Here is a 21343-nt window from a genome sequence, read left to right as displayed (position 1 = left end):
GCAACCCACGGGTAGTTCTCAGGGCTTCGCCGCGGTGGTCTTCTTCGGCCGGCGCGGCACGGTTTTGATCTTGTCAGGGTGCCCGTACACCGTGGAGCGGGGCACGCCGGACATGCCGGCGATCTGGGCGAGCCCGTCATGGGTGTTCGCCACGATCAGCTCGCGCTGAAGGTCGGTGTCACCGGAACCGGGACGAGCCGACTCGCGCAGTTCTCTGCGGTTGGCTGGGACGTGGTGGCCGCGCTTCCGTTTGAGACCGGCGCCCAGGCCCTGATCGTGGAGACTGCGGTCAAGCGCCGACTGATCACTGAACTTGGCCTGTCACCCTTCCTTACGGCTGAGGTGGGCAATCTCGGCGGGCATACGGAGACGTTCGACTCGGATCGGGTGTCGCCGTCCGTGTTGCTCGCCATGGCGGCGGAAGAGCGCAGCCGTGTCCCCGTCCAACGCGGACACGGGAAGGTCAAGACCACAACGGTGTCGTGGCACAGGCGACGCTCGGTCCAGGCGCAGTATGTATGTCCGAGCCCACTTGTTCCTGCGCCGATCCACCGAAAGTGGGGAACTCGGTGAGCAAGTCTGGCCAACACCTGAGCAGCGGATGGGGAAATTCAAAGAGCCCCATCAGTGCGGAAGTACTTCCACCCGTCCCCGGAGGCGATCGCCGAGGTCACCAGCCTGCTCGCCCCCGGTGACAGCCGACGCTGATCGTCAAGTGCTGGCGAGACGCCAAAGCGAAGTGACTTCCGCGGCGCGGGCAGCATGGAGGGGATCAGCGGTGTCCCTCGCTCGCGGATGCCGCGGCCGGGTGTCCGTTCTGTCCACCACGTGCAGACCCGCTGCCTTGATGCCGGCCAGAAGTTCGCTGCGCGCCCTGAGTCCGAGATGCTCGGCCAAGTCCGACAGGATGAGCCATCCTTCACCTCCCGGTTCGAGATGCGCGGTGAGTCCGTCCAGGAAGCTGCGGAGCATGCTGCTGCCCGGGTCGTAGACACCTTGCTCCACGGCGGAGGTGGGCCGGGCTGGAATCCAGGGCGGGTTGCAGACGATGAGGTCCGCGCACCCTTCGGGAAACAGGCCAGGGCCCACGATGTCGATACGCCCGGTGAAGCGCAGTCGGCGGACGTTCTCGCGTGCGCAGGCCAGGGCACGCGGGCTGATGTCGGTGGCCACGACGTGGTCGATCCCCCGGCGGGCCAGGACGGCGGCGAGTACTCCCGTCCCCGTCCCGAGGTCAAATGCGGTACGGCGACCCGCGCGATGGGCCGCCGGTGCGGGGAGCGGTGCATGTGCAATGAGGTCGACGTATTCGCCCCTGGCGGGGGAGAACACGCCGTAGTGCGGGTGAATGCGAGCGTCGAGGGCCGGTACCTCCACACCCTTCGTGCGCCACTGATGCGCTCCGATCACGCCCAGTAGTTCTGTGAGCGAGATGGCCATCGGCTCGGACGGCGGACCGTACGCCTCGGTGCATGCCTGGCGTACATCGGGGGCCCTGCGCAGGTTCAGGCGGTAGTCGTCTTCCAGCAGGACGAGGAGTCTGCCGAGCACGCGGGCACGGTGGCCGCGGGCCTTGCGGTGCGGGTGGAAGGAGTCTGCTGGGCTGCCGTCTTGCCGGGAAGGTTTCCGGTCGATACGGCGGCCCATCGCTTGCAGTAGTTGACGTGCGTTGTGGAAGTCGCCCCGCCACAGAAAGGCAGTTCCCTCGCAGGCCAGGCGGTAGGCAGTGTCGGCTTTCATACGGTCGTCCGCGCCGATGACCCGGCTGGGAGGCGGTGTCGCGCTCTCGGAATGCCAGTGGGCGGAACGGGGGGTGTTCGTCTCGGTCCAGTGGATCGTGGACACGATGTACTCCTCGTGATCGAACGTGCAGGGGCACGAAGAGCACTTCGACGAGGAGCAGGGCAAACGGCCCGTGCTGCAGCACGGGCGCGTGTGTCAGGGCAGGTAGGGCTACCGCTCCCGCGTCGAAGCGCGAGAGGAGGAGTCGCCGAGAACCATGCCAAGCGTCACGAGCAGCCCTTTCAGAGAGATGAGGTAAGAGGCTCGCACAGCCCTCTCTCCGCAGGCAAACCAGCGCATGGGCTGGGCGGGGAGAGCTGTCCCCGCCCAACACAGCTCGTCACTCCTCGGTGGCGTCCTTGTTGCGCAGCGGGCGCAGCCCGCCGGGCAGATCGGGCAGTTGGAAGGAGTACCGGCCGTGCATGTTGACGTGATGCCGCACGAACAGCGAGAGGCGGGCCACGTCCTCGTCACGGACGTCGAAGCAGTCCGCGCGCAGCTGGTTCACGGCGGCGTCCATGTACCTGGTGTTGAAGAGCACGAGTGCGTTGAGGACCAGGCCGAGGGCACCGATCCGGTCTTCCATGCCGTCCTGGTAGCGCTGGTAGAGCTGCCCGTTACGGCCGTGGAAGATCTTCCGGGCGAGGGAGTGGCGGCCCTCCTGGAGGTTGGCCTGGCTCTTGATCTGGCGGCGTAGCCGGGCTCGTCGGCCAGGCGCAGAATGTGGAGGGACTTGGCGATCCGCCCGTAGTGGGCGATGACGTCGCCGAGCGGGGTGGGGCGGCCGTCGCGGGACAGCATCCGGATCACGTCGTAGGCGCGGACGGCGCCGGTGTGGACGGAGAAGCCATCGACATCCAGCACGGGCAGTGCCTCCCGAACTGCCCGGGAAACGCTGCTCCTCATCATCGACAGAGCCATCAGTTCGCCGAATGGGGTCGCGGTCGACGACAGCAGCCGCCACGGGACCGTGAGCCAGGTGCCCTCGCGGTGGTCACGCAGCCGGACGAGCCGGATGGCGCAGGCGTCGACCGCCTGGATCGGATGCCACCTCCGCGCGGTGGATGGCATCCGACTGGCCGGGCGCCGGAACCGGCTACGCGCTCCGGGTCAGCAGACCGGCGTCGATGACCTCAGCGATAAGGGCGGCGCCGCGGCTGTTCTGGTGGATGTGGTCGGTCGTGAGCACGAGACCTCGCCGCCGCGAGATCGTGTCGAGGCTGCGGCGCAGCACCGCTTGCTGGACGAGGACGCCGACGGCCGCTGCGGGCGTCACTTCCCGGTATGAAATCGGCGGCGGGTCCGCTTGGCGCAGTTCCTCGATCTGGCGTTCGTGGAGCGGAAGGTAGGCCACCTCGTTGGTGGCGGCGACCTCGGCGATCATCCGGCTGTACGCCTGCGACGCCTGTGCCGCTGCTCCGTCGAGTCGTTGGCCGAGTACCGGTAGCGACAGCAGACCGATCGTCGCGTCGGTCTCCGCTCGCAGCCGTGCGACGACGGCTCCCAGGCACTGTTGGAACCAGCCTGCTGACGGACGATCGGGGAGCTGCTTGCGCTTCATGGCCCGCTCGACGGGGTAGCCGGCAAGGCTCGCTCGGGCGTCGTTGGTCCCGATCAACACGGTGATCACATCGGGTGGGTTCGTGACGACGGCGTCGAGGCGCTGCAAGAGGTTGTAGGCGAAGTCGCCGTTGGCGCCGAAACGGGCAAGCCGCACGTCACCGGGAGGGTGGCGTCGTCCGAGAAGATCCAGGTAGTCGACGCTGAACTGCGCGCGGGTGAGGCTGTCGCCGAGGCACGCGATGCGTGTCGTCACGGCGCTTCCTCCGGGCTGGGCGTGCCGACGCGTTCGGTCGGGCGGGTGTCGGTCCGAGGACGGTGGCCGGTGCCGAGGGTCGCAGTGATGGCCAGGAGGGACGCCGGCCTCTCCATGTCGACCACGTGCCATACCCCGGCCGGGTTGATGGTGGCCTCGCCCGGCCCGAGCAGAACGCGGTCGGGCACCCCGTCCACGTCGCGGGTGACCGTCACGGACCCGCTGAGGCAGACGACCAGTTCGTCGCCTGCGGGGTGGCTCTCCCAGTGGTCGCCGGGCCCGTCGCCGTCGAAGATCATCACCATCCGGCCCTCGGCGCCGTCTGCCGCGACCGCGGCGCTGTAGGCCTGGAGCACCTCCGGGTCCCAGGTGAAGCCCTCGACGGGTTTCGCTCTCGATCCCAGTCCGAGGTGCACGGGGGTGGTCCGCAGGTCCATGGCATTGCGTTCGTGGTGGACGAGTCTCATGCCGGCGATCGTCCACGCCGGCGATCGGGCGGTCTTGAAGAAAAGGGAAGAGAAGCCGACGCGACGGGCAGACGGTCGGCGGCTACCCGGCTCCGAGGAGGACTTCGCCGCGACGCCAGGCCGTCGGCGATCGGCCCGTGAACTCGCGCCAGTCCCGTACGAGATGGGCCTGGTCGGCGTAGCCGGAGACGGCTGCCGCATCGCCCCACGGGAGCGGGTCCTGCGCCGCCGCCAGTTCGTGCGCGTGCTCGAAACGCAGGACTCGGGCGAAGGTCTTCGGCGACAGGCCCACCTCACCGCGAAACCGCTCGGTGAGGTACCGACGGCTCCAGCCGAGTTCCGCGGCGACCGCACCGACCTGGACTCGACCCCGCGCGGCGACGAGGCGGCGCCACGCCTCGGCCACCTCGGGACGCACCCGGCGCACATGGTCGCCGCAGGCGCCACGGCCGACAGCTCGGAGGAGCAATTCGTCCAGCGCGGTGAACCGCGCCGCCCATGTCGTCGCCGATCGGAGCCGGTCGACCAGCTCGACGGCAAGCGCTCCGAGAAGCTCGTCGAGTGGGACCAGTCGGTGGGCGAGCTCGGCGGCGGGCATGCCGTAGACGGCCCGGGCCCCGAGCGGTGTCAGCGATATCTGAACACCTTGCTGGCGTCCGTCGTGGTGAATCGCGACGGACCGGCACATCAGACCGCCGGCCACGCTGCCGAATCGGGTGACCGGTGACCCGTCGTCAACGCCCGCCGCCACCTCCAAAGGGTCTGACAGGCTGATCACCGCAGTGAGCGCGCGGCTCGGCGGGCCGCAGTGCACCCCCGTCGGGAGCCCGCGGAGGTCGAAGCCGACATACGAGTCGACGTACTGCCGCAAGACGGGCGCCGGATGTGCAACGATCCCGGTGGCCGTGTGGTCCTCCATCAGGACCTGGCCAGGGGACGTTCCGCTTCAGCGGGGTGGGGAATGGCTTCTTGCACTGCTCTGACCTCGGCTTTCTGTACGGATCCGCACGGTTGTCAGTGGGGCCCGCTAGGTTGTCTGGACTGACTGTGACCGTGTGATGACGACAGGGGGTGGTTGGGGTGGTGCGTGCCTACAAGTTCCTTCTGCGGCCCACGGTGCGCCAGGAGCAGGCGCTTGCCGGGATGCTGGCCGATCACTGCTCGCTGTACAACGGCGCGTTGCAGGAGCGTCGGGACGCCTACCGGCACAGCCTGAAGACCAGTGTTCGGTACGGCGGTCAGTCCGCGCAGCTGAAGGAGATCCGGGCGTTCGATCCGGAGCGGCAGGGCCGATGGTCGTTCTCCTCCCAGCAGGCCACGCTGCGCTGTCTGGACAGGGCGTTCCAAGCGTTCTTCCGCCGGGTAAAGGCCGGTCTCACGCCGGGATACCCCCGGTTCAAGGGCGTCGGCCACTTCGACACGGTGGTCTTCCCGAAGGACGGGGACGGCTGCCGCTGGGACTCCACCCCGCACGAGGGGCAGACCCGGGTGCGGCTGCAGAGGGTCGGGCATGTGCGGGTGCACGGGCACCGGCCCGTGCGCGGCCGGGTCAAGACGATCAGCGTGAAGCGGGAGGGCCGCCGCTGGTACGTCGTCCTCGCCTGCGACGACGTACCGGCCGAGCCGCTGCCTCCGACGGGGAGCATCGTCGGCATCGACATGGGCGTGACGCACTTTTTCACCACGTCCGACGGTGAGCACGTGGACAACCCGCGCTTTGTGGAGACGATGGCGAAGGAGCTGGCCGCCGCCCAGCAGCACCTTGCGACGTTCCCCCACCGCACCCGGCAGCGCACGAAGAAGCACCGGGCCGCCGCCCGGAAGGTCGCCACCATCCACGCGAAGATCCGCAGGCAGCGGCTCGACCACCACCACAAGCGGGCGAACGAACTGATCCGCGACCACGACGTGGTCGCCCACGAGAAACTGAACACCGCCGGGATGACCAAGAGCCCGGCAAGCAGGCCCGACCCCAGGCAGTCCGGCGGCTTCCTGCCGAACGGAGCCGCCGCCAAAGCCGGACTCAACCGCAGCATCCTCGACGCGGGTTGGGGATGTTCCTGGGAATCCTGGCGCAGAAGGCTGAGAGTGCCGCTCGCCGCGTGATCCCGGTGGACGCCCGCAACACTCCCCCGCAAGCGGGAGGTACCCCCACCCGCACCTGCCCCCACTGCGGGCATGTTGCCAGGGAGAACCGCGTCACCCAAGCAAAGTTCGAGTGCACCGCGTGCGGCTTCCTCGCCAACGCCGACCACGTCGGCGCGCTCAATGTGCTCAGCAGGGCCGGGCTGGTCCTCTGCGACGGTGCTTAGCTACCGACGCAGGAAGCCCGCCGCTTCAGCGGTGGGTGGAGTCACCAGAGGCACCTTCAGCTCCACGTAATTCCCCAGTTGGTTGCAGCCGGTGACGGGCCGCCCGACTGCTGAGTGTGGGGCTGGACAGTGCCCTCAAGGGCGCCTTCGGCGGCACTCCGCGCTGGGCATTCGCCCACCCTTGACCGCCCTGACGAGCCCTGATGATCAGCGGCTGTCAGGTGGCCCGGAAACCGGGGGTTGAGGAACATCGGCGTCCGATCGTGCGCCTGTACGCTCCGTGATCACCGCGCCGCAGGTAATGCGCCGTTGTATGCGCAGTGCGGGGCGCCTCCTGCCCAGATGAGATGCAGGGATCATCGGCATGCAGAACACTAGTGCCGCTGGATAGCGTCATCATGGGGAGTGTCTGTGCAAGAGCGTCAAATTGGACGCGACTTGAGATTCGGGCGGACCGTTGAATCCGTGACGGGGATCGCTGCGCCACTCTTGGCGGCTGGTGCTGTTGCGATGCTGGGCGTGGTCGCTGCAGACGTAGAGAAGTTCCGATGGCCGGGCCCGGCTCTGCTGCTTCTGGCACTGTCAGCGATCTTCCTTGTGCTCTCGGTGCGTTGGGGATACCGGGCTAGGCCCTACCTGTACTCCATGGCTGAGGTTGAGCAATGGCTCAGCTCGCCACTCTCGGCGGTGGAACGTGCGCGATATGTGCAGCAGCAAGGTGTCGATCTCAAGCGCTGGCGGCGCAGAAGCCGCTTCGCTGCCTACTGCTACACCCTGGGACTGGTCACGCTGGGTACCGGAATCGCGTTGGTCTTGGCCCCCCAGCGGCCATCTGACGGAACACTGGCAGGGTGGCGCTGGGCGGCTTTCTGGGTCGTTTTGTTCGCCGTGGCTGTAGAAGCGTTCTGGACGTTGTTGAAGTGGGGCGACTCGACGTCCCGCGCCTGGGAACAACGGCGGCGGATCCGCCGAGCGCAGATCAGGCAGGCCACAGGAAGGGGTGGGGCAAATGGGTGAGGCGTTCGATGACGATTACGAAGAGGACTACTGCCCGTTCTGTTACGCGGTGTACAGAGGGTTCTTACACGGGAACAAGCATGCGGATGGATGTCGCATCGCCGTGCTGCCCTTGAGGCATGTGGCGGGATTGAATGAAACCGACGCGCTGCTGCTGCTTGCAGATCGCAGGTCAACGACCTCCGACTCTGAGCCCGGATCCACCGGTTGATGTGCGGTGCTGATCATTCTTGGTGACTGAGTCGGTGTGTCCGGCTGAGGGCATGGGTTGGCCGCTGGTCTGCTCAGCATTGCGGGGGTTGAGGAAGAACCGCGCCGAATCGTGCGGCAACGGCCTGCGGCGTGATACCGCAGATAACAGGGCTGCTTCGCGTGCCGCCCGCATCTCGTCTGGGCCGGTGGCGCCCCGTACTGCCGCAGATAACAGCGCATTACATGCGGCGCGGTGGTCACGGAGCGTACAGGCGCACGATCGGACGCCGATGCTCCTCAACCCCCAAACCCTGGTGACCGTGGGGAACGAGGAGCAGCTCCGGCGTCCGCATGGGAACGAAGGCGTCGGCGCCGTGATTCCCCTGGCCCCTTTCGTGAAGCTCCGGCTGGGGAATTACGCGACGTTCCACAACCCGGGAAGATCACCATCCAAGGGCTGATCACCGCCGTTTGCGGCTGGTGACGCGGTTCTTACCGGCACCCCCTTTGGTGCGTATCTCGGTCACACCCCGGGTTGGGGCAGCGGTGCCAGTACCGACTGGGACGGCCTACCGTGCCGGGCCATGACCACTTTGATCATCGGCGGCAGCGGTTTCCTGGGTGCCGAGTTGGTCCGGCAGGCGGCGGAGGCCGGGCACATGACAGCCGCGACGTACGCGACGAGGCCGGGCGACGCCTCTTGTGCCGTGTGCGGCCTCGGGGAACATCGGTACAGCGGTTAACGCTAAGCCGGTGATCATGGCGTCTAGCACAGGCGGCAGGCCCGACGGTGAAGTTCGACGGAAGATCCCTGAGCGGCTGCGGGCGCCGATAGCGTCGCGCTCGTGCCCGTGGAGTTCCTGACCGACGAGCAGGCGGCGTCGTACGGGAAGTTCGCCGAGGAGCCGACCCGGCCCGAGCTGGAGCGGTTCTTCTTCCTGGACGACGTCGACCGCGACCTGATCGCGAAGCGGCGCGGGGACCATAGTCGGCTCGGGTTCGCCCTCCAGATGTGCACGGTGCGCTACATCGGCCGGTTCCTCCCGGACGACCCGCTGGACGTGCCGTGGGCCGTGATCGAGCACCTGGCCGCGCAGCTCGGCATCGAGGACGTCTCGTGCGTGAAGCGGTACACCGAGCGCAAGCCGACGCCGTACGAGCACGCGTGGGAGATTCGGGACGCCTACGAGTACCGCGAGTACGACGATGCGGAGTGGTCCCGGCGGTTCTGTACCTTTCTGCACGGGCGGGCGTGGACGCACGCCGAGGGGCCGGTCGCGCTGTTCAACCAGACGGTGGGCTGGCTGCGCCGTCACCGGGTGCTGCTGCCCGGGGTGAGCGTGCTGGCCCGGCAGGTGTCGGAGGCCCGGAAGGTCGCCGGGAAGCGGCTGCACGCCACCGTCGCGGGCGCGGCCCGCCGCGCTGATCCGGCGCGCTTCCCGGCGAGCTGGTGGCGACGCTGAAGACGCCGGAGGGGGCGCGGTCTTCAGAGCTGGAGCGGCTGCGCCGGCCGCCGACACGGACGACGGGCACGGCGTTCGCCCGCGCGCTGGAGCGGGTGGACGAGATCGGCGCGTACCGGCTGGGGCGGCTGAGGCTGTCGCGGATCCCGCCGAACCGGATGGCGGCGCTGGCCCGGTACGCGCTGGGGTCGAAGGCGTCGCTGCTGGAGCGGGCGGCGGAGCCGAAGCGCACGGCGATGCTCACCGCGGTGATGCGGCACCTGGAGGCGAAGGCCATCGACGAGGCCCTCGACCTGTTCCAGGTCCTGATGGCCACCCGGCTGCTGAACACCGCGAAACGCAAGACGGAGAAGGAGCGGCTGTCGACGCTGCCTCAGCTGGAGAAGGCATCGCGGGTGCTCGCGCGGGCGGCGAAGGTGCTGTTCGAGGAACTGGAGCTGGTCGAGGAGCAGGAGGCGGACCTGGACGTGGTCGCGCTGTGGGCGGCGGTGGAAGAGGTCGCCCCGCGCGCCGCCGTGATGACTGCGGCGGCCACCGTGGTCACCCTGGTGCCCGAGGACGAGAACACGGCCGATGTCGCGATGCGGGCCGCGCTCGCGAACCGGTACGCCACGGTCCGCCCGTTCCTCGCGCTGCTGGGCGAGTCGAAGGCCCTGGACGCGGCGAGCGCGGGAAAGCGGGTCCTGGCCGGGGTGCACGGGCTTCCGGCGCTGGCGCGGCGGAAGGTGGGCATCAAGCCGCTGCTGCCGCGAGGTGGACGACAAGCTCGTGCCGCCGGTGTGGCGCAAGGCGGTGTACGCCAACCCCGATCTGCCGCAGGGGTCGGTGGACCGGGACGCGTACGTGGTGTGCGTGCTGGAGCAACTGCACCGGCCCCTGAACAACCGCGACGTCTTCGCCTCGCCCTCGCACCGATGGTCCAACCCGCGCGCCCGGCTGCTGGACGGGCCCGACTGGGCCGCGGTCGAGGAGGACGTGCTGGCCGGGCTGAGCCTGGACATGCCCGTCGGACAGCACCTGGCGGAGCTGGTGCGCGGCCTGGACGCCGCCTGGAAGCAGCTCGCCGAACGCCTGGAAAAGGCGGGGCCGGCGGCGAAGGTCTCCATCGAGGTGCAGGACGACGGTCGGGTGAAGCTGAACGTCGCCAAGCTCGGTGCGCTCGGCGAGCCGAAGTCCCTGACCTGGCTGCGCAAGCGGGTCGAGAAGATGCTCCCGAAGATCGACTTGCCGGACCTGCTGTTCGAGGTGAACGCCTGGACCGGCTTCCTCGACGCCTTCGTCCACCTCGGCGACGGCACCACCCGGATGAAGGACCTGTCCACCTCCATGGTCGCGCTGCTGGTCTCCGAGGCGTGCAACATCAACCTGGCCCCGGTGGTCAACCCCGGCTACGAGGCCCTGACCCGGGCCCGGCTCGTGCACGTCGACCAGTACTACCTGCGGGCCGACACCATCGCCGCGGCGAACGCCGCGCTGATCGCAGCCCAGGCCGAGATCCCGATTGTGCAGTTCTGGGGCGACGGGCTGCTGGCCTCGGTGGACGGCCTGCGGTTTTGTCGTCCCTGTCCGGACCGTGAACGCGGCGCCGTCGCCGAAGTACTTCGGGTTCAAGCGGGGTATCACCTGGCTCAATGCCGTCAACGACCAGGCCGCGGGCATCGGACAGATGGTCGTTCCCGGCACCCCGCGCGACTCCCTGCACATCCTGGACGCCTTGCTGAACCTCGATGGCGGGGTGAAGCCGGAGATGGTGGTGACCGACAGCGCCTCGTACTCCGACATGGTGTTCGGCCTGTTCAAGATCCTCGGCTACAACTTCAGCCAGCGGTTCCGCGATCTGGACGACCAGCGGTTCTGGCGGGCCACGATGCCCGGCGTCGAGACCGGCCACTACGGCGCGGTGGAGGACCTGGCCCGCAACCGGGTCAACCTGAACAAGGTGATCACGCACTGGCCTGACATGCTGAAGGTCGCCGGTTCCCTGGTCACCAACCAGGTCCGCGCCTACGACCTGCTGCGCATGTTCGGACGCGAGGGGCGCCCGACCCCGCTCGGGGCGGCGGTCGCGGAGTACGGGCGGATCGCCAAGACCGAGCACCTGCTACGCGTGGTCGACCCGATGGACGACACCTACCGCCGCCAGATGAACCGCCAGCTCACCGTGCAGGAGTCCCGCCACAAGCTTGCGCGGGACGTGTGCCACGGCAGGCGCGGCACCATCCACCAGGCATACCGCGACGGCATGGAGGACCAGCTTGGCGCGCTCGGCCTGGTCCTCAACGCCATCGTGCTCTGGACGACCCGCTACATCGACGCTGCCGTCGCCCAGCTCCGCGCGGAGGGACACGAGATCCGGGACGAGGACGTCGCCCGGCTCTCCCCGCTCAAGCACAAGAACTTGAATTTGCTCGGCCGCTACAGCTTCACCGCCAGTGTTCCCGCCGCTGGCGCCCTGCGCCCGCTTCGGGACCCTGATGCGCCAGAGCTGGACGAGGATGAGGACGAGTCGGTCGGCTCGGAGTGAGTTGGGGCTGTCACTGCCTGCCTCCCTACCGGCCGTCGCCCGGCGTCACAGGAGGGCGCCGCCGGAGACCTCGATGCGCTGGGCGGTGACCCAGCGCAGTCCCTCGGAGGCCAGCGTGGCGATGGCGTCACCGATCTCCTCAGGTTCGCCGACGCGGCCGAGCGCGGTCTGTCCGGCCAGAACCTGGCGCATTCCGGCGTCGTCCCGCATCGCTCCGCCGTTGAAGTCGGTGGCGGTCGGTCCCGGGGCGATGGAGTTGACCCGAATGCCGCGCGGGCCGAGTTCTGCGGCGAGGGTGCGGCTCAGAGCTTCGACGGCGGCCTTCGATGCGGAGTAGACCGAGGTGGCGGGGCTGGTGTGGCGGGTCAGTGACGTCGAGACGTTGATGACCTGACCACCCTGCGCCAGCAGCGGCACGAGCGACTGGATGAGGAAGAACGTGCCCCGGACGTTGGTGCCCATCACCGTGTCGAAGTCGTCGATCGTGACAGTCTCCAGCGGCCCGAAGACGCCCACCCCCGCGTTGTTGACCAGGATGTCGAGCCGCGAAGTATCCCAGCGCTCCAGCTGCGCGCCCAGTTCGGAGGTGAAGGACGCGAAGGAGGAGACGTCGCTGATGTCGAGCCGGAGAACAGCGGCCGTCCCACCCACGGCCTGCACCTGTTCCACCGTCTTCTCAGCCCCGGCCGCATCACCGCGGTGGGTGACCACGACCCGCACCCCGCGTGTGGCCAGGGCGATGGCCGCGCTGCGCCCGAGGCCGCGATTCGCACCGGTCACCAAAGCGATCTTGTCGACTGTCATGAACTTCCTCCACCGTGCGACAACCAGGATGCGCCCAGGTGCCACAGATCAGATGCGAGTCACTCGACTCGCCTTGCTGGTGCACCGTAAGCGGGCCCCCGAGGCGAGTCAAGTGACTCGCCTCGGGGCTGCGGCATACTCTCCGCATGGCAGCAGAACTCACCGCGCATCACCGCAGGCTCGCCCAGCAGAAGCGCGAGGCGATCACCTCCGCGGCCACAGAGCTGTTCCTGAACCGTGGCTACGACGGCACTTCCCTCGCACGGATCGCCGAAGCAGCCGGGGTCTCGAAGTCCACCCTGTTCAAGCAGTTCCCCACCAAGGCGGCCCTCTTCGAGGCCATCGTCACCGAGTCCTGGCAGCGCGACGCCGGCGATACCGCCGCGCGGCCGCAGGCGGGAGATCTGCGCTCCGGGCTGACAGCCATCGGCCACCGCTACGCCGACCTGATCGGCCAGCCCCGCATGGCAGGTCTGTTCCGGATCGTCATCGCCGAACTGCCTCGTTTCCCCGAGCTGGGACGGATGCAGTTCCAGCTCGGCAAACTGCCCTACTTCGCCTCCGTCCAGCACTACTTGGAATCCGAGCATGAGGCGGGCAACGCTGATGTGCCCGACGCCGAGAGCGCCGCGAACCAGTTCCTCGGCATGATCGCTAACTACGTCCTGTGGCCCCGCATGCTGCTGACCGGCTGGAACCCCGCAGCCTCCGACATCCACAACGCCGTCGAAGAGGCAGTCCAGACCATGCTCGCCAGATACACCCCCGACCCGCCGGCCTGACCCGAAGCCGGAATTCCCACACTGACGCACAATGCCCAAGACCGCGACGCCTTCACGCGGGATACCTGTCGGCAAACGATCGTTTGACGACAGGCGGGCGACGCGCCCAATGAACCCGTGCAATCCGGGGGTTCGAGGCGGCGCGAATCCAATCAAATCCGATGGTGATAGCTGACAGGGTTTGACGACAGATAGGGTCCGATCCTCCGTACGGAAGGGGCCCCGAGTGGCGAACCTGGTCTACAAGCGGGTCTCGACCGACCAGCAGTCGACCGCCCGGCAGAACCTCGTCCTGGACGAGGCCGGCCTCGAAGACCCGGTCGTCTTCGAGGAGGACGGCGGCACCTCCAGCCGTCTCCCCCCCCTTCAGCGCCCGAAGTTCCGCGAACTGCTCACCTACGCGCGGCCGGGCGACACCGTGCACATCGCCGAGATGTTCCGCCTCGTACGCGGCACCGGCCACATCCTCGACGTGCTCGACGTCCTCCACCGCGACCAGGTCGCCCTGCGCATCCACGACGGCGCGTTCTCCGCCATGCACCTCACCGCCCGCCACCCGCGCACCGGCGAACTGCTGTCCACCGTGAAGTTCATGGTGCAGACCCTCGCCGCCGCCGGCGAACTCCAACGCGACCTCCACCGCGAGCTGACCTACGACGGACTGCGCGCCGCCGAGGCCAAGGGCAGCAAAGGCCGCCGCCGCCCCGCCGTGGCGGCCGACAAGACCACCGACGTGCGCACCGCGTACCTGGAAGGCCGGTCCATCGCCGCCCTCGCCCGCGACCACAGCGTCAGCCGCGGCGCCATCCGCACCGCCGTCGCAGACCTCCTGCCCGACCACGCCGCCGCCGCGGAGGACTCCCCTGCGCCGGAGCTGCCGGTCACCCTCGACATGCCGGGCAAGGTCGCCGACTTCCTCCTCGCCGCCGAGCTGGAGCCAGCCGAGCGGGCCGCGCTCGACCAAGGGTGACCGTACGCCGCGGCCAGGGCTACACCCTGCGCGTCAGCGCCGTCCCCGCCGTGCACCTCAGACTCCTCACCCGCTGCCAGCCGCTCGACGGCGGCCCCGGCACCCCCGCCATCCCGGCCCAGCGCAAGGCCCGCCGCGAGTACGAGAACCGCGTCATCGCGCTCACACCGACCGGGCCATGATCACCGGCTTAGGGTTAACCGCTGTACTGATGTTCCCCGAGGCCGGTGTGGCACGAGCTCGACCTGCGGGATGCGGCGCGTATCGACGCCGTCATGGCCGGGCTCCGCCTGCGCTTCGTCGTCAACGCGTCGAGCGGTGCCGCCGACTGGGCGGTCACCGCGGAGGGGCCTGTCCGGCTCGCGATGGCCGCGGCGAGGTACGGAAGCCGCCTGGTCCACGTGTCGAGCGATGCGGTGTTCTCCGGTGCCCGGGTCCACTACGACGAGTTTTGTCTGCCTGATCCCGTCACCCCGTACGGTGCCGGGCGTGACGGGCTCGACGCTTCCCGGCTGCCTTCCGGGCTTCGGGTGCGCAGCGCGCTGCCCGGCGCCCTCGAGGGGTGCCTGGACAGCCGGGTGACCCAGTGGAGGCTGAGCACGAGGCTGCGTGGCGCGCGGCGGTTCTGCGGGCCAAGGCGTGATCGCCCAGCAGGTGACCGGATCTCCCGACTCTCGTTAATAAAAGCAAGAAGCCGAACACCCTGTAATCAGGGTCGACCGAGGCGGGAACGTATGTGGCCGGGAGGTCGGAGGACCGTATTGTACGTACCGGATCGACACGTACGTTTCGGTTCGACACGAGCCGAGACGATGGGCTCGCCGGAGGACGAAGCGGAATGATCAGTAGCTACTTGCTGTTATTTAATAGTACTGCAGTCGGATGCGGCCAAGGAGGAAAGACGTTGCCGAAGCTGACCCACCTCGCCGGGCCGGGCGCCTCATGAGCGTCCCCGACCGCGCCGTCACCGCCGTGAACCGGTTCCTCGACACCCTGCGCTCCGAGGCCACCCGACGCCAGCGCCGCGCCTACCTCCAGGAATACACCTCCTGGCTCGCCGCACAACGCCAGTGCGACACCGACCGGCTCACCACCGAAGACCTCCTGGACGAGGACAACGCCCTCGCCTGGCTCACCGCCGCCCAGCGCGGCACCACCCGGCGCCGCCCCGGCCTCCACGGCCCCACCGCACCCGCCGCCGCCAACTCCATGGCCGCCCGCACCAGCTCCCTCAACACCTTCTCCCGCCACTACGGCCACCCCCTCGACCTCCAGCCCCCCGCCCCCCACTTCGCCCCACGGCTCACCCCCACCGAAGCCCACCGCACCCTGCGCCTCCTCGCCGGCCACCACCCCGCCGGAACCCTCGAAGCCACCTGGCAGCGCTCGGTCGCCCTCATCGCCCTCGCCGTCTGCACCGGACAGGGCATCAGCACACTCCACCCCATGCGGCTCACCGACCTGGACCTGGACCGCCCCCTGCCCCGCGCCCGGGCCGCCGGCGAGTGGTACCCCCTGGACACCGTCTCCCGCGACGCCCTCACCCGCTGGAAAACCACCCACCAGGCCCTGACCGCCGGCCACCTCACAGCCCTGAAGGGCGGACGGGTCGAACACCTCTGGATCACCACCTCACCCGGCCGCCCCCGCGACGGACAACCCGCACTCCCCGCAGGCCTGCCCGCCGCCGTACGCACCCTGGAAGCCGCCCACCGCAAACTGACCGCCACCGCACTGGGCACACCACTACTACTCGAACAGTTCTGCGGAACCGAGGGCCCGCTCCCCCCGCCTGCCGACCGGTCACGAAGGAAGAACCACCACCCCGGGCCCACCCCGGCCCCATGACACCGAGTGAGCCGGCAGGGCGGCCGATCGCGGTCTGGGATGATCTCGCGGTGAGTGATGCGAGGGAGCCGGCCGCGGAGGCCGTCGAGGCACACGTCCGGGCGTTCTTCGCAGGGCACTCCGTGGAGGCCGTCGACCACGACCCCGGGCCGCAACGGCGAGCGGTGGTGCCCGGTCTGCGCGTTCTCGTCGCGGGCCCCGGTCCCCGCGGCGACGGCTGGGCCTATGTGACCGCCGGATGCTGGGCCGCGACGGAGAAGGACGGTCACGGCCTCGAGTTCGTCATGACCGCCCACGTCCGCGACCGGCGGTTCGTCGACCTCATGGCGATGATCGCCTCCTACCACCGCGGAGGACACCGGCTCGGCCTGGAGCACAGCATGCCGATCGGTGAACCGTGGGTGCCGGGGTCAGCCTGCGATCACCTGTTGATCAGCCTGCCCTACCTCCACGGACCCGACCTGGAACACTGCCCCGTTCCCGGAGGCCACGCCCGCATCCTGTGGACCCTGCCCGTGACAACAGCCGAGATCGAGTTCCGCCGGCGTCACGGACACGAGGCGCTGGAGCAGCTCTTCGACGAGGCAGGGATCGTCCCCACCGATCCCTTCAGGGCGTCGGCCGCCTGAGGTTCCGGCCTCCGGAAGTCACCGCTCGTGCCCGCCGGGGGCGTATCGGCTCCGGGTTCCGCCGGCCCCGGTGACCAGGCGGGCGAGGAGGCGGACAGCGTGATGCCGCGTTCGGCCAGGTGCGGCATGAGCTCGGCGGCGGTGAACACGCCGCGGGCGGCCATCAGCTCGCGCGGGCACCACCGGTGGCAGACCCGGCGTGGCATCACGAAGTCCTCCCCGGCCGCGGAGCGGCCTCGATACACCTCAGCGGGCGACGCGAGGCGAGAGGTGTTCGTGGTCGAGATCATTCACCGTCTGGTGTCGTTGCCGGGTGAGGGATGAGCGATGCCTCATGGGCCGCAAGCTGTTCGGGGGTTCCCACGAACGCCGGGCCCGCGTTGGCCGGCAGCCTCGCGATGACCATGGCGACGGCGGTTTCCGCGGTTGCGGCCGGACCGACTGTTTCGGTGCGCAGCGGACCCGGGTGTGAGTAGTTGCGGTACAGGAAGTGCCGCTGAGATTGATCTTGCTTGGGTCTGCCTACTTCGCGGGTGCTTCGAGCTGACGGGGCACTGTGTCGGCGCGTAGCTCGCGCAGGTCGGGGATGTGGTTGTAGAGGGTGCCCGGGGAGACGCCCAGCAGCTTGGCGATCGAGGTGATCGAGCGGCCAGGGTCGGGCAGCAGGTCGCGGGCGGCACGGATGACTTCCTCGGTGGCGACGCTGGGGCGTCCGCCGACCCGGCCGCGCTCGCGGGCGGCGGCTAGGCCCTCGTTGGTGCCGATGACGATGAGTTCGCGGATGAACTCGGCCAGGGCAGCGAAGACGTGGAAGACGAGGCGGCCGCCGGGGGTGGTGGTGTCGAGGTTCTCGTGCAGCGAGGTGAAGCCAATGCCTCGAGTGCGGAGTTCGGCGACCATGCTGATGAGGTCCTGGAGGCTGCGGCCGTAGCGGTCCAGACTCGGGACGACGAGGGTGTCGCCGGGGTCGAGGAAGGCGTGGCACGCCTTCAGCTCGGGGCGGAGCGCGTTCTTGCCGGACTTCTTGTCTGCGAAGATCTTCCGGCATCTGGCGGCGTTGAGTGCGTCGAGCTGTCGTTCGAGTTTCTGCCCGCTGGTCGAGACCCGGGCGTATCCGATCTTGATCTCGGTGCGGACGAGCGGTTCGGCGACGAGGAGATCCGGCTCGGCCGGTTCGGGGGCGGTCATGGCCCCGGATCATGTCAGAAAACGGTGGTCCGAGGTTGTTGAACGAGCCCGGTTTTTGAAGGGGTTTTTGAAGGCCGTGGGGGGTCCGGGCGGCCTTGCGGGGCGATCTTCAGAAAACGAAGGTTTTTTGAAGCTCGGAGGGTTCCCTCTCTGCCGCGTCGCCGCCGTGGTCGTTACGGTGCCGGCCATCAGGAGGCGGCGAGTTGGTTGATGTGGGCTGTGGCCAGCACACGGCGGGACACGCCGCCGCGTGCGGTCCGGATCATGGCCTGGCCCAGTTGCAGGCTCGTGGTGACGTAGCGCGGCGCGATGCGCCGCAGCACCGGGTAGAGCGGGCCGATCACCTTGTACAGCAGGACGTAGGACGCAGTCTTCGCCCTGGTGCCGGGCAGAGGAAGGATGAACGCGGGGCGGAACATGTGGGCCCGCGGTGACAGCTCCAGCAGGGTGTTCTCCGTCTCGCCCTTGACGCGTGCCCACATCATGCGGGTCTTGCCGGTGCCGTCGGTGCCGGCGCCGGAGACGTAGGTGAAGACGAGGCCGGGGCTGGCGGTCAGCAGGGCGCGGGCGGCGGCCAGGGGGAAGTCGTAGGAGACCAGGCGGTAGTCGGCCTCGTTCATACCGACGGCGGAGGTGCCCAGGCAGTAGAAGCAGGCGTCGAAACCGGCCAGATGGTCCTGGACGGCGGTGAAGTCGGTGAAGTCCTCGTGGTGGAGTTCGCGGAGCTTGAGATGGGCGCGACCAGTGGATGTACGGCCTATGGCGAGGACGTCGGTGACCTCCTCGTCGCGCAGGCAGGCTTCCAGCACTCCCTGCCCGACCATGCCGGTGGCTCCGAAGATGACGATGCGCACAGTGATCCTTTTTCTGCCGTACGGGGTGGTCGGCCGGATTGCCTTGGATGGGTCAGACGGGGAAGCGGACGTCGGTGAGCTGCTCGGATGCGCCCCGAGGCGCTGTTGGACCGTCGTGTCGTGGGACTTCTTGCCGGAGGCGACCGGCTCGGGGTAGCCGCGGGTTCCGCCCATGCCTGCGGGGCCGTAGTAGTGGACGCCGGTGACGGCGGGGTCGGTGGCCGCGCGCAGGATGGGCAGGGCGCCCATGGAGGCCGGCTGGGTGATCAGCTGGAGCTCCAGGTCCGCGGCCTTGCGCAGCGGGCGGGGCAGGTTCTGCCGGAGTTCGGTGGTGGCGGCGCCGGGGTGGGCGGCGACGGCGATCGTCGTGTGGTGCCGGGCAAGGCGGCGCTGGAGTTCGTAGGTGAACGTCAGGTTGGCGAGCTTGGCCTGCCCGTAGGCGGCGACGCGGTTGTAGGAACGGTCGAACTGCAGGTCGTCGAAGTGGATGTCGGCCTGGATGCGGTGGCCGAAGCTGCTGACGGTCACCACCCGCGAGCCGGGCACAGGCAGCAGTACCTCCAGCAGGAGGCCGGTGAGCGCGAAGTGTCCGAGGTGGTTGACGCCGAACTGCTTCCCTTTCATGGCGAACGGGAGCGGTTGCGTGGCCGCGAATGTCGCCCGGACCACGCGACCGCTTCCGCCGGAGGGTGTCAGACCGTCGCGTGCGCGGTCTGCGCCGCGAGGTTCTGGGTGAAGAACGGGAGGAGTTCGGTGGCGACCTGGGGTACGTAGCGGTCGTAGAGGTCGACGTGACTGGCTCCTTCGACCCAGTGCAGCCGCTTGGGCTCGTTCGCCTTCTTGACCGCTTCCTCGGACATCCAGGCGGTGGCCGCTTCGTTGCCGGCGACCATCAGGAGCGGTCGCGGGGCGAGCAGGCCGATGAGGTGGAAGGCGTCGAAGTTCACGATCTTGTCGACGCTGGAGAAGGTGAACTCGCCGGCCTGGCGCGGGTGCCGGCCGCGGTCGGTGCTGTAGTACTCCCAGGCTTCGTAGGAGTAGCGGCCGCCGGCGCGTGCCTCTTCCTCGGTTGGGAGCACGGACATCGTCGGGAGCGGCTCGTCGGCCGCCTCGGTGGTGCGTGCCGCGGCCGCCGCGTCGAGCAGCGCCTGGAGGACGGCGGGGTCCTGGGTGCCGTCGGGGCCGACCCGGAAGTACAGTCCGAGGTCGACGGCGCTGACCGTCGCGACCGCGCGGATGCGGTGGTCGGTGACCGCGGCGGGAATGACGTAGCCGCCGGAGGCACAGATACCCAGGGCGCCGATCCGGTCGGAGTCGATCTCCGGGCGGGTGGTGAGGTAGGAGACGGCGTTCTTGATGTCCTCGACACGCTGGGCGGGGTCCTCGGTGCCTCGGGGGGTGCCGCCGCTCTCGCCCTGGTAGGCGGCGTCGTAGGTGAGCGCGACGAATCCGGCGTCGGCAAGTCGCTGGGCGTAGGCGCCGGCGGTCTGCTCCTTGACGCCGGCGCCGGGGTGAGCGACGACCACGGCGGCGAGCGGGCCGGCGGCAGCGGTGTCGGGGGTGTACAGGTGGCCGGCGAGGGGGATCCCGGCGCTGGTGAAGGTCACATCGGTTCGCATGACCCCACCGTGCCCGCTGTGACCCGTGTGCGGGAGAGGAAGGTTCCTGCCTGGGAAAGGCGTGCCGGGGAAGATTCTTTCCCCCCTTGACGGCCCGAGTCCGCGGCACGGTGGACGCATAGTGGTGTCATGTCCGATTCGCGTTCATCCCGATCCGAGTTCGGTGCGTTCCTCAAGGCTCGCCGGGCCGAGCTGACGCCCGCGCAGGTGGGTCTCGCCGATGACGGAACCCTGCGGCGTGTCCCGGGGCTGCGCCGCGACGAGGTCGCCCGCCTTGCCACGATGAGCACCGATTACTACACCCGCATCGAGCAGGGGCGCGTGCGGGCCTCCGCGACCGTCCTTGCCTCCCTGGTACGGGCGCTGCGGCTCGACGAGGCACAGCAGGCCTACCTGTACGAGCTGGCGGGCAAGACCCCCGCCCCGCGCCGCCGCACTGGGCATCGGGTGCGGCCGTCGGTGCAGTGGATGCTCGACGCCCTCGGCCACTTTCCGGCGATGGTGCTGGGCCGCTACAACGACATTCTCGCCTGGAACACGGCCGCAGCGGCCCTCTACCAGGACTTCGGCAAGCTGACGCCATCCGAGCGCAACTACACCAGACTGCTGTTCCTCGACCCGGCCATGCGCAGCCTCTTCACCGACTGGGAGGACGCGGGCCGGCTCAGCGCGGCACTGCTGCGGATGGAGACGGCCAGCAACTCCGACGACCCGCGCCTGGCCACGCTGGTCGGCGAGCTGTCGGTACGCAGCCCCGAATTCCGCGAGTGGTGGAACGGACGGATCGTCTCCGACACCACCCACGGCCTCAAACGCTATCGGCACCCCCTCGTCGGCCCCCTCACCCTCGACTGCGACACCTGGACCAGTCCGAACGACCCCGACGTCATGTTCATGGTCCTCACCGCCGAACCTGGCACCCCTGAGGACCACGCACTGCGGATCCTCAGCTCCTGGCAGACCGCCCCCGCCCCGACTACACATCCGGCCGACACCCCCCACGACTGATCCGGCGATCCGACGCGTCCGGACCCGCCACCCGAAGGGCTGGACGCCGCGGCCCGCAGGCAACCACG

Annotated in this window: 17 protein-coding genes and 6 pseudogenes; 12 read left to right on the top strand and 11 right to left on the bottom strand. The window is 69.0% G+C overall.

The genetic code is table 11. From position 1 onward, the window contains the following. Positions 1-18 precede the first annotated feature (18 nt). The 6 genes and pseudogenes from ACF1DX_RS31000 to ACF1DX_RS30975 form a co-directional block, all read right to left on the bottom strand. Positions 19-153 (bottom strand): hypothetical protein, encoded by a 135-nt coding sequence (locus tag ACF1DX_RS31000; protein ID WP_391794451.1) that lies wholly within the window; start codon positions 151-153, stop codon positions 19-21. Positions 154-711: 558 nt separating this feature from the next. Next, complete coding sequence (locus ACF1DX_RS30995; RefSeq protein WP_391794450.1) at positions 712-1845, bottom strand: methyltransferase; 1134 nt, start codon at positions 1843-1845, stop codon at positions 712-714. A gap of 277 nt (positions 1846-2122) precedes the next feature. Next, positions 2123-2625 (bottom strand): annotated as a pseudogene (locus tag ACF1DX_RS30990) (Tn3 family transposase); the annotation flags it as partial. A 253-nt stretch (positions 2626-2878) separates the two neighbouring features. Then, complete coding sequence (locus ACF1DX_RS30985) at positions 2879-3598, bottom strand: SGNH/GDSL hydrolase family protein (protein ID WP_391794449.1); 720 nt, start codon at positions 3596-3598, stop codon at positions 2879-2881. Further along, the gene (locus ACF1DX_RS30980) at positions 3595-4065 is read right to left on the bottom strand and encodes a cupin domain-containing protein (RefSeq protein ID WP_391794448.1); all 471 of its coding nucleotides are present in this window, start codon (positions 4063-4065) and stop codon (positions 3595-3597) included. The genes ACF1DX_RS30985 and ACF1DX_RS30980 overlap by 4 nt, the downstream gene beginning before the upstream one ends. Positions 4066-4147: 82 nt before the next feature. Next, complete coding sequence (locus ACF1DX_RS30975; RefSeq protein WP_391794447.1) at positions 4148-4984, bottom strand: helix-turn-helix domain-containing protein; 837 nt, start codon at positions 4982-4984, stop codon at positions 4148-4150. 161 nt (positions 4985-5145) lie between these two features. Here ACF1DX_RS30975 and ACF1DX_RS30970 point away from each other — a divergent pair. From ACF1DX_RS30970 to ACF1DX_RS30950, 5 genes and pseudogenes are all read left to right on the top strand, one after another. Further along, positions 5146-6377, top strand: a pseudogene (locus ACF1DX_RS30970) (RNA-guided endonuclease InsQ/TnpB family protein). Positions 6378-7022: 645 nt separating this feature from the next. Further along, complete coding sequence (locus ACF1DX_RS30965; RefSeq protein ID WP_391794446.1) at positions 7023-7394, top strand: hypothetical protein; 372 nt, start codon at positions 7023-7025, stop codon at positions 7392-7394. Then, on the top strand, positions 7387-7605 hold the full coding sequence (locus ACF1DX_RS30960; protein WP_391794445.1) for a hypothetical protein: 219 nt from the start codon (positions 7387-7389) through the stop codon (positions 7603-7605). Before ACF1DX_RS30965 ends, ACF1DX_RS30960 begins: the two co-directional genes overlap by 8 nt. A gap of 565 nt (positions 7606-8170) precedes the next feature. Then, positions 8171-8281 (top strand): annotated as a pseudogene (locus ACF1DX_RS30955) (dTDP-4-dehydrorhamnose reductase); the annotation flags it as partial. A 150-nt stretch (positions 8282-8431) separates the two neighbouring features. After that, positions 8432-11573 (top strand): annotated as a pseudogene (locus tag ACF1DX_RS30950) (Tn3 family transposase). Positions 11574-11618: 45 nt separating this feature from the next. Here ACF1DX_RS30950 and ACF1DX_RS30945 read toward each other — a convergent pair. Then, a complete protein-coding gene (locus tag ACF1DX_RS30945; RefSeq protein ID WP_391794444.1) occupies positions 11619-12377 on the bottom strand; it encodes an SDR family NAD(P)-dependent oxidoreductase in 759 nt (252 codons plus the stop codon). A 146-nt stretch (positions 12378-12523) separates the two neighbouring features. Between ACF1DX_RS30945 and ACF1DX_RS30940 the strand changes: the two genes are divergently transcribed. The 6 genes and pseudogenes from ACF1DX_RS30940 to ACF1DX_RS30915 all read left to right on the top strand — a co-directional run bounded on the left by ACF1DX_RS30940 (position 12524) and on the right by ACF1DX_RS30915 (position 16606). Next, a complete protein-coding gene (locus ACF1DX_RS30940; RefSeq protein ID WP_359434189.1) occupies positions 12524-13159 on the top strand; it encodes a TetR/AcrR family transcriptional regulator in 636 nt (211 codons plus the stop codon). Between the two features lie 226 nt (positions 13160-13385). Beyond that, complete coding sequence (locus ACF1DX_RS30935) at positions 13386-14129, top strand: recombinase family protein (RefSeq protein ID WP_391794443.1); 744 nt, start codon at positions 13386-13388, stop codon at positions 14127-14129. Continuing rightward, positions 14126-14311: a hypothetical protein gene (locus ACF1DX_RS30930; protein WP_391794442.1), complete on the top strand. Its 186-nt coding sequence runs from the start codon at positions 14126-14128 to the stop codon at positions 14309-14311. Before ACF1DX_RS30935 ends, ACF1DX_RS30930 begins: the two co-directional genes overlap by 4 nt. A gap of 36 nt (positions 14312-14347) precedes the next feature. Beyond that, a pseudogene (locus tag ACF1DX_RS30925) lies at positions 14348-14755 on the top strand (sugar nucleotide-binding protein); the annotation flags it as partial. A 316-nt stretch (positions 14756-15071) separates the two neighbouring features. Then, positions 15072-15977 (top strand): hypothetical protein, encoded by a 906-nt coding sequence (locus tag ACF1DX_RS30920; RefSeq protein WP_391794441.1) that lies wholly within the window; start codon positions 15072-15074, stop codon positions 15975-15977. A 50-nt stretch (positions 15978-16027) separates the two neighbouring features. Then, entirely contained in the window at positions 16028-16606 is a 579-nt protein-coding gene (locus ACF1DX_RS30915) for a suppressor of fused domain protein (RefSeq protein ID WP_391794440.1), read from the top strand. A 522-nt stretch (positions 16607-17128) separates the two neighbouring features. Here the strand turns inward: ACF1DX_RS30915 and ACF1DX_RS30910 are convergent. The 4 genes and pseudogenes from ACF1DX_RS30910 to ACF1DX_RS30895 all read right to left on the bottom strand — a co-directional run bounded on the left by ACF1DX_RS30910 (position 17129) and on the right by ACF1DX_RS30895 (position 20267). Continuing rightward, on the bottom strand, positions 17129-17794 hold the full coding sequence (locus tag ACF1DX_RS30910; RefSeq protein WP_391794439.1) for a recombinase family protein: 666 nt from the start codon (positions 17792-17794) through the stop codon (positions 17129-17131). Positions 17795-17982: 188 nt separating this feature from the next. Then, a complete protein-coding gene (locus tag ACF1DX_RS30905; RefSeq protein WP_391794438.1) occupies positions 17983-18648 on the bottom strand; it encodes an NAD-dependent epimerase/dehydratase family protein in 666 nt (221 codons plus the stop codon). A gap of 52 nt (positions 18649-18700) precedes the next feature. Beyond that, positions 18701-19260: pseudogene (locus tag ACF1DX_RS30900) on the bottom strand (oxidoreductase); the annotation flags it as partial. An 80-nt stretch (positions 19261-19340) separates the two neighbouring features. After that, a complete protein-coding gene (locus ACF1DX_RS30895) occupies positions 19341-20267 on the bottom strand; it encodes an alpha/beta hydrolase (protein ID WP_391794437.1) in 927 nt (308 codons plus the stop codon). 129 nt (positions 20268-20396) lie between these two features. On the opposite strand from ACF1DX_RS30895, the gene ACF1DX_RS30890 reads away from it, so the two are divergent. Continuing rightward, positions 20397-21275 (top strand): helix-turn-helix domain-containing protein, encoded by an 879-nt coding sequence (locus ACF1DX_RS30890; protein WP_391794436.1) that lies wholly within the window; start codon positions 20397-20399, stop codon positions 21273-21275. The last annotated feature ends 68 nt before the right edge of the window (positions 21276-21343 follow it).

Origin of the sequence: Streptomyces sp. NPDC014676, from assembly GCF_043084105.1 — a bacterium.
GTDB lineage: Bacteria > Actinomycetota > Actinomycetes > Streptomycetales > Streptomycetaceae > Streptomyces.
Note: the sequence above shows the minus strand (reverse complement) of the source record. Positions and strands in the feature narration are given on the sequence as shown.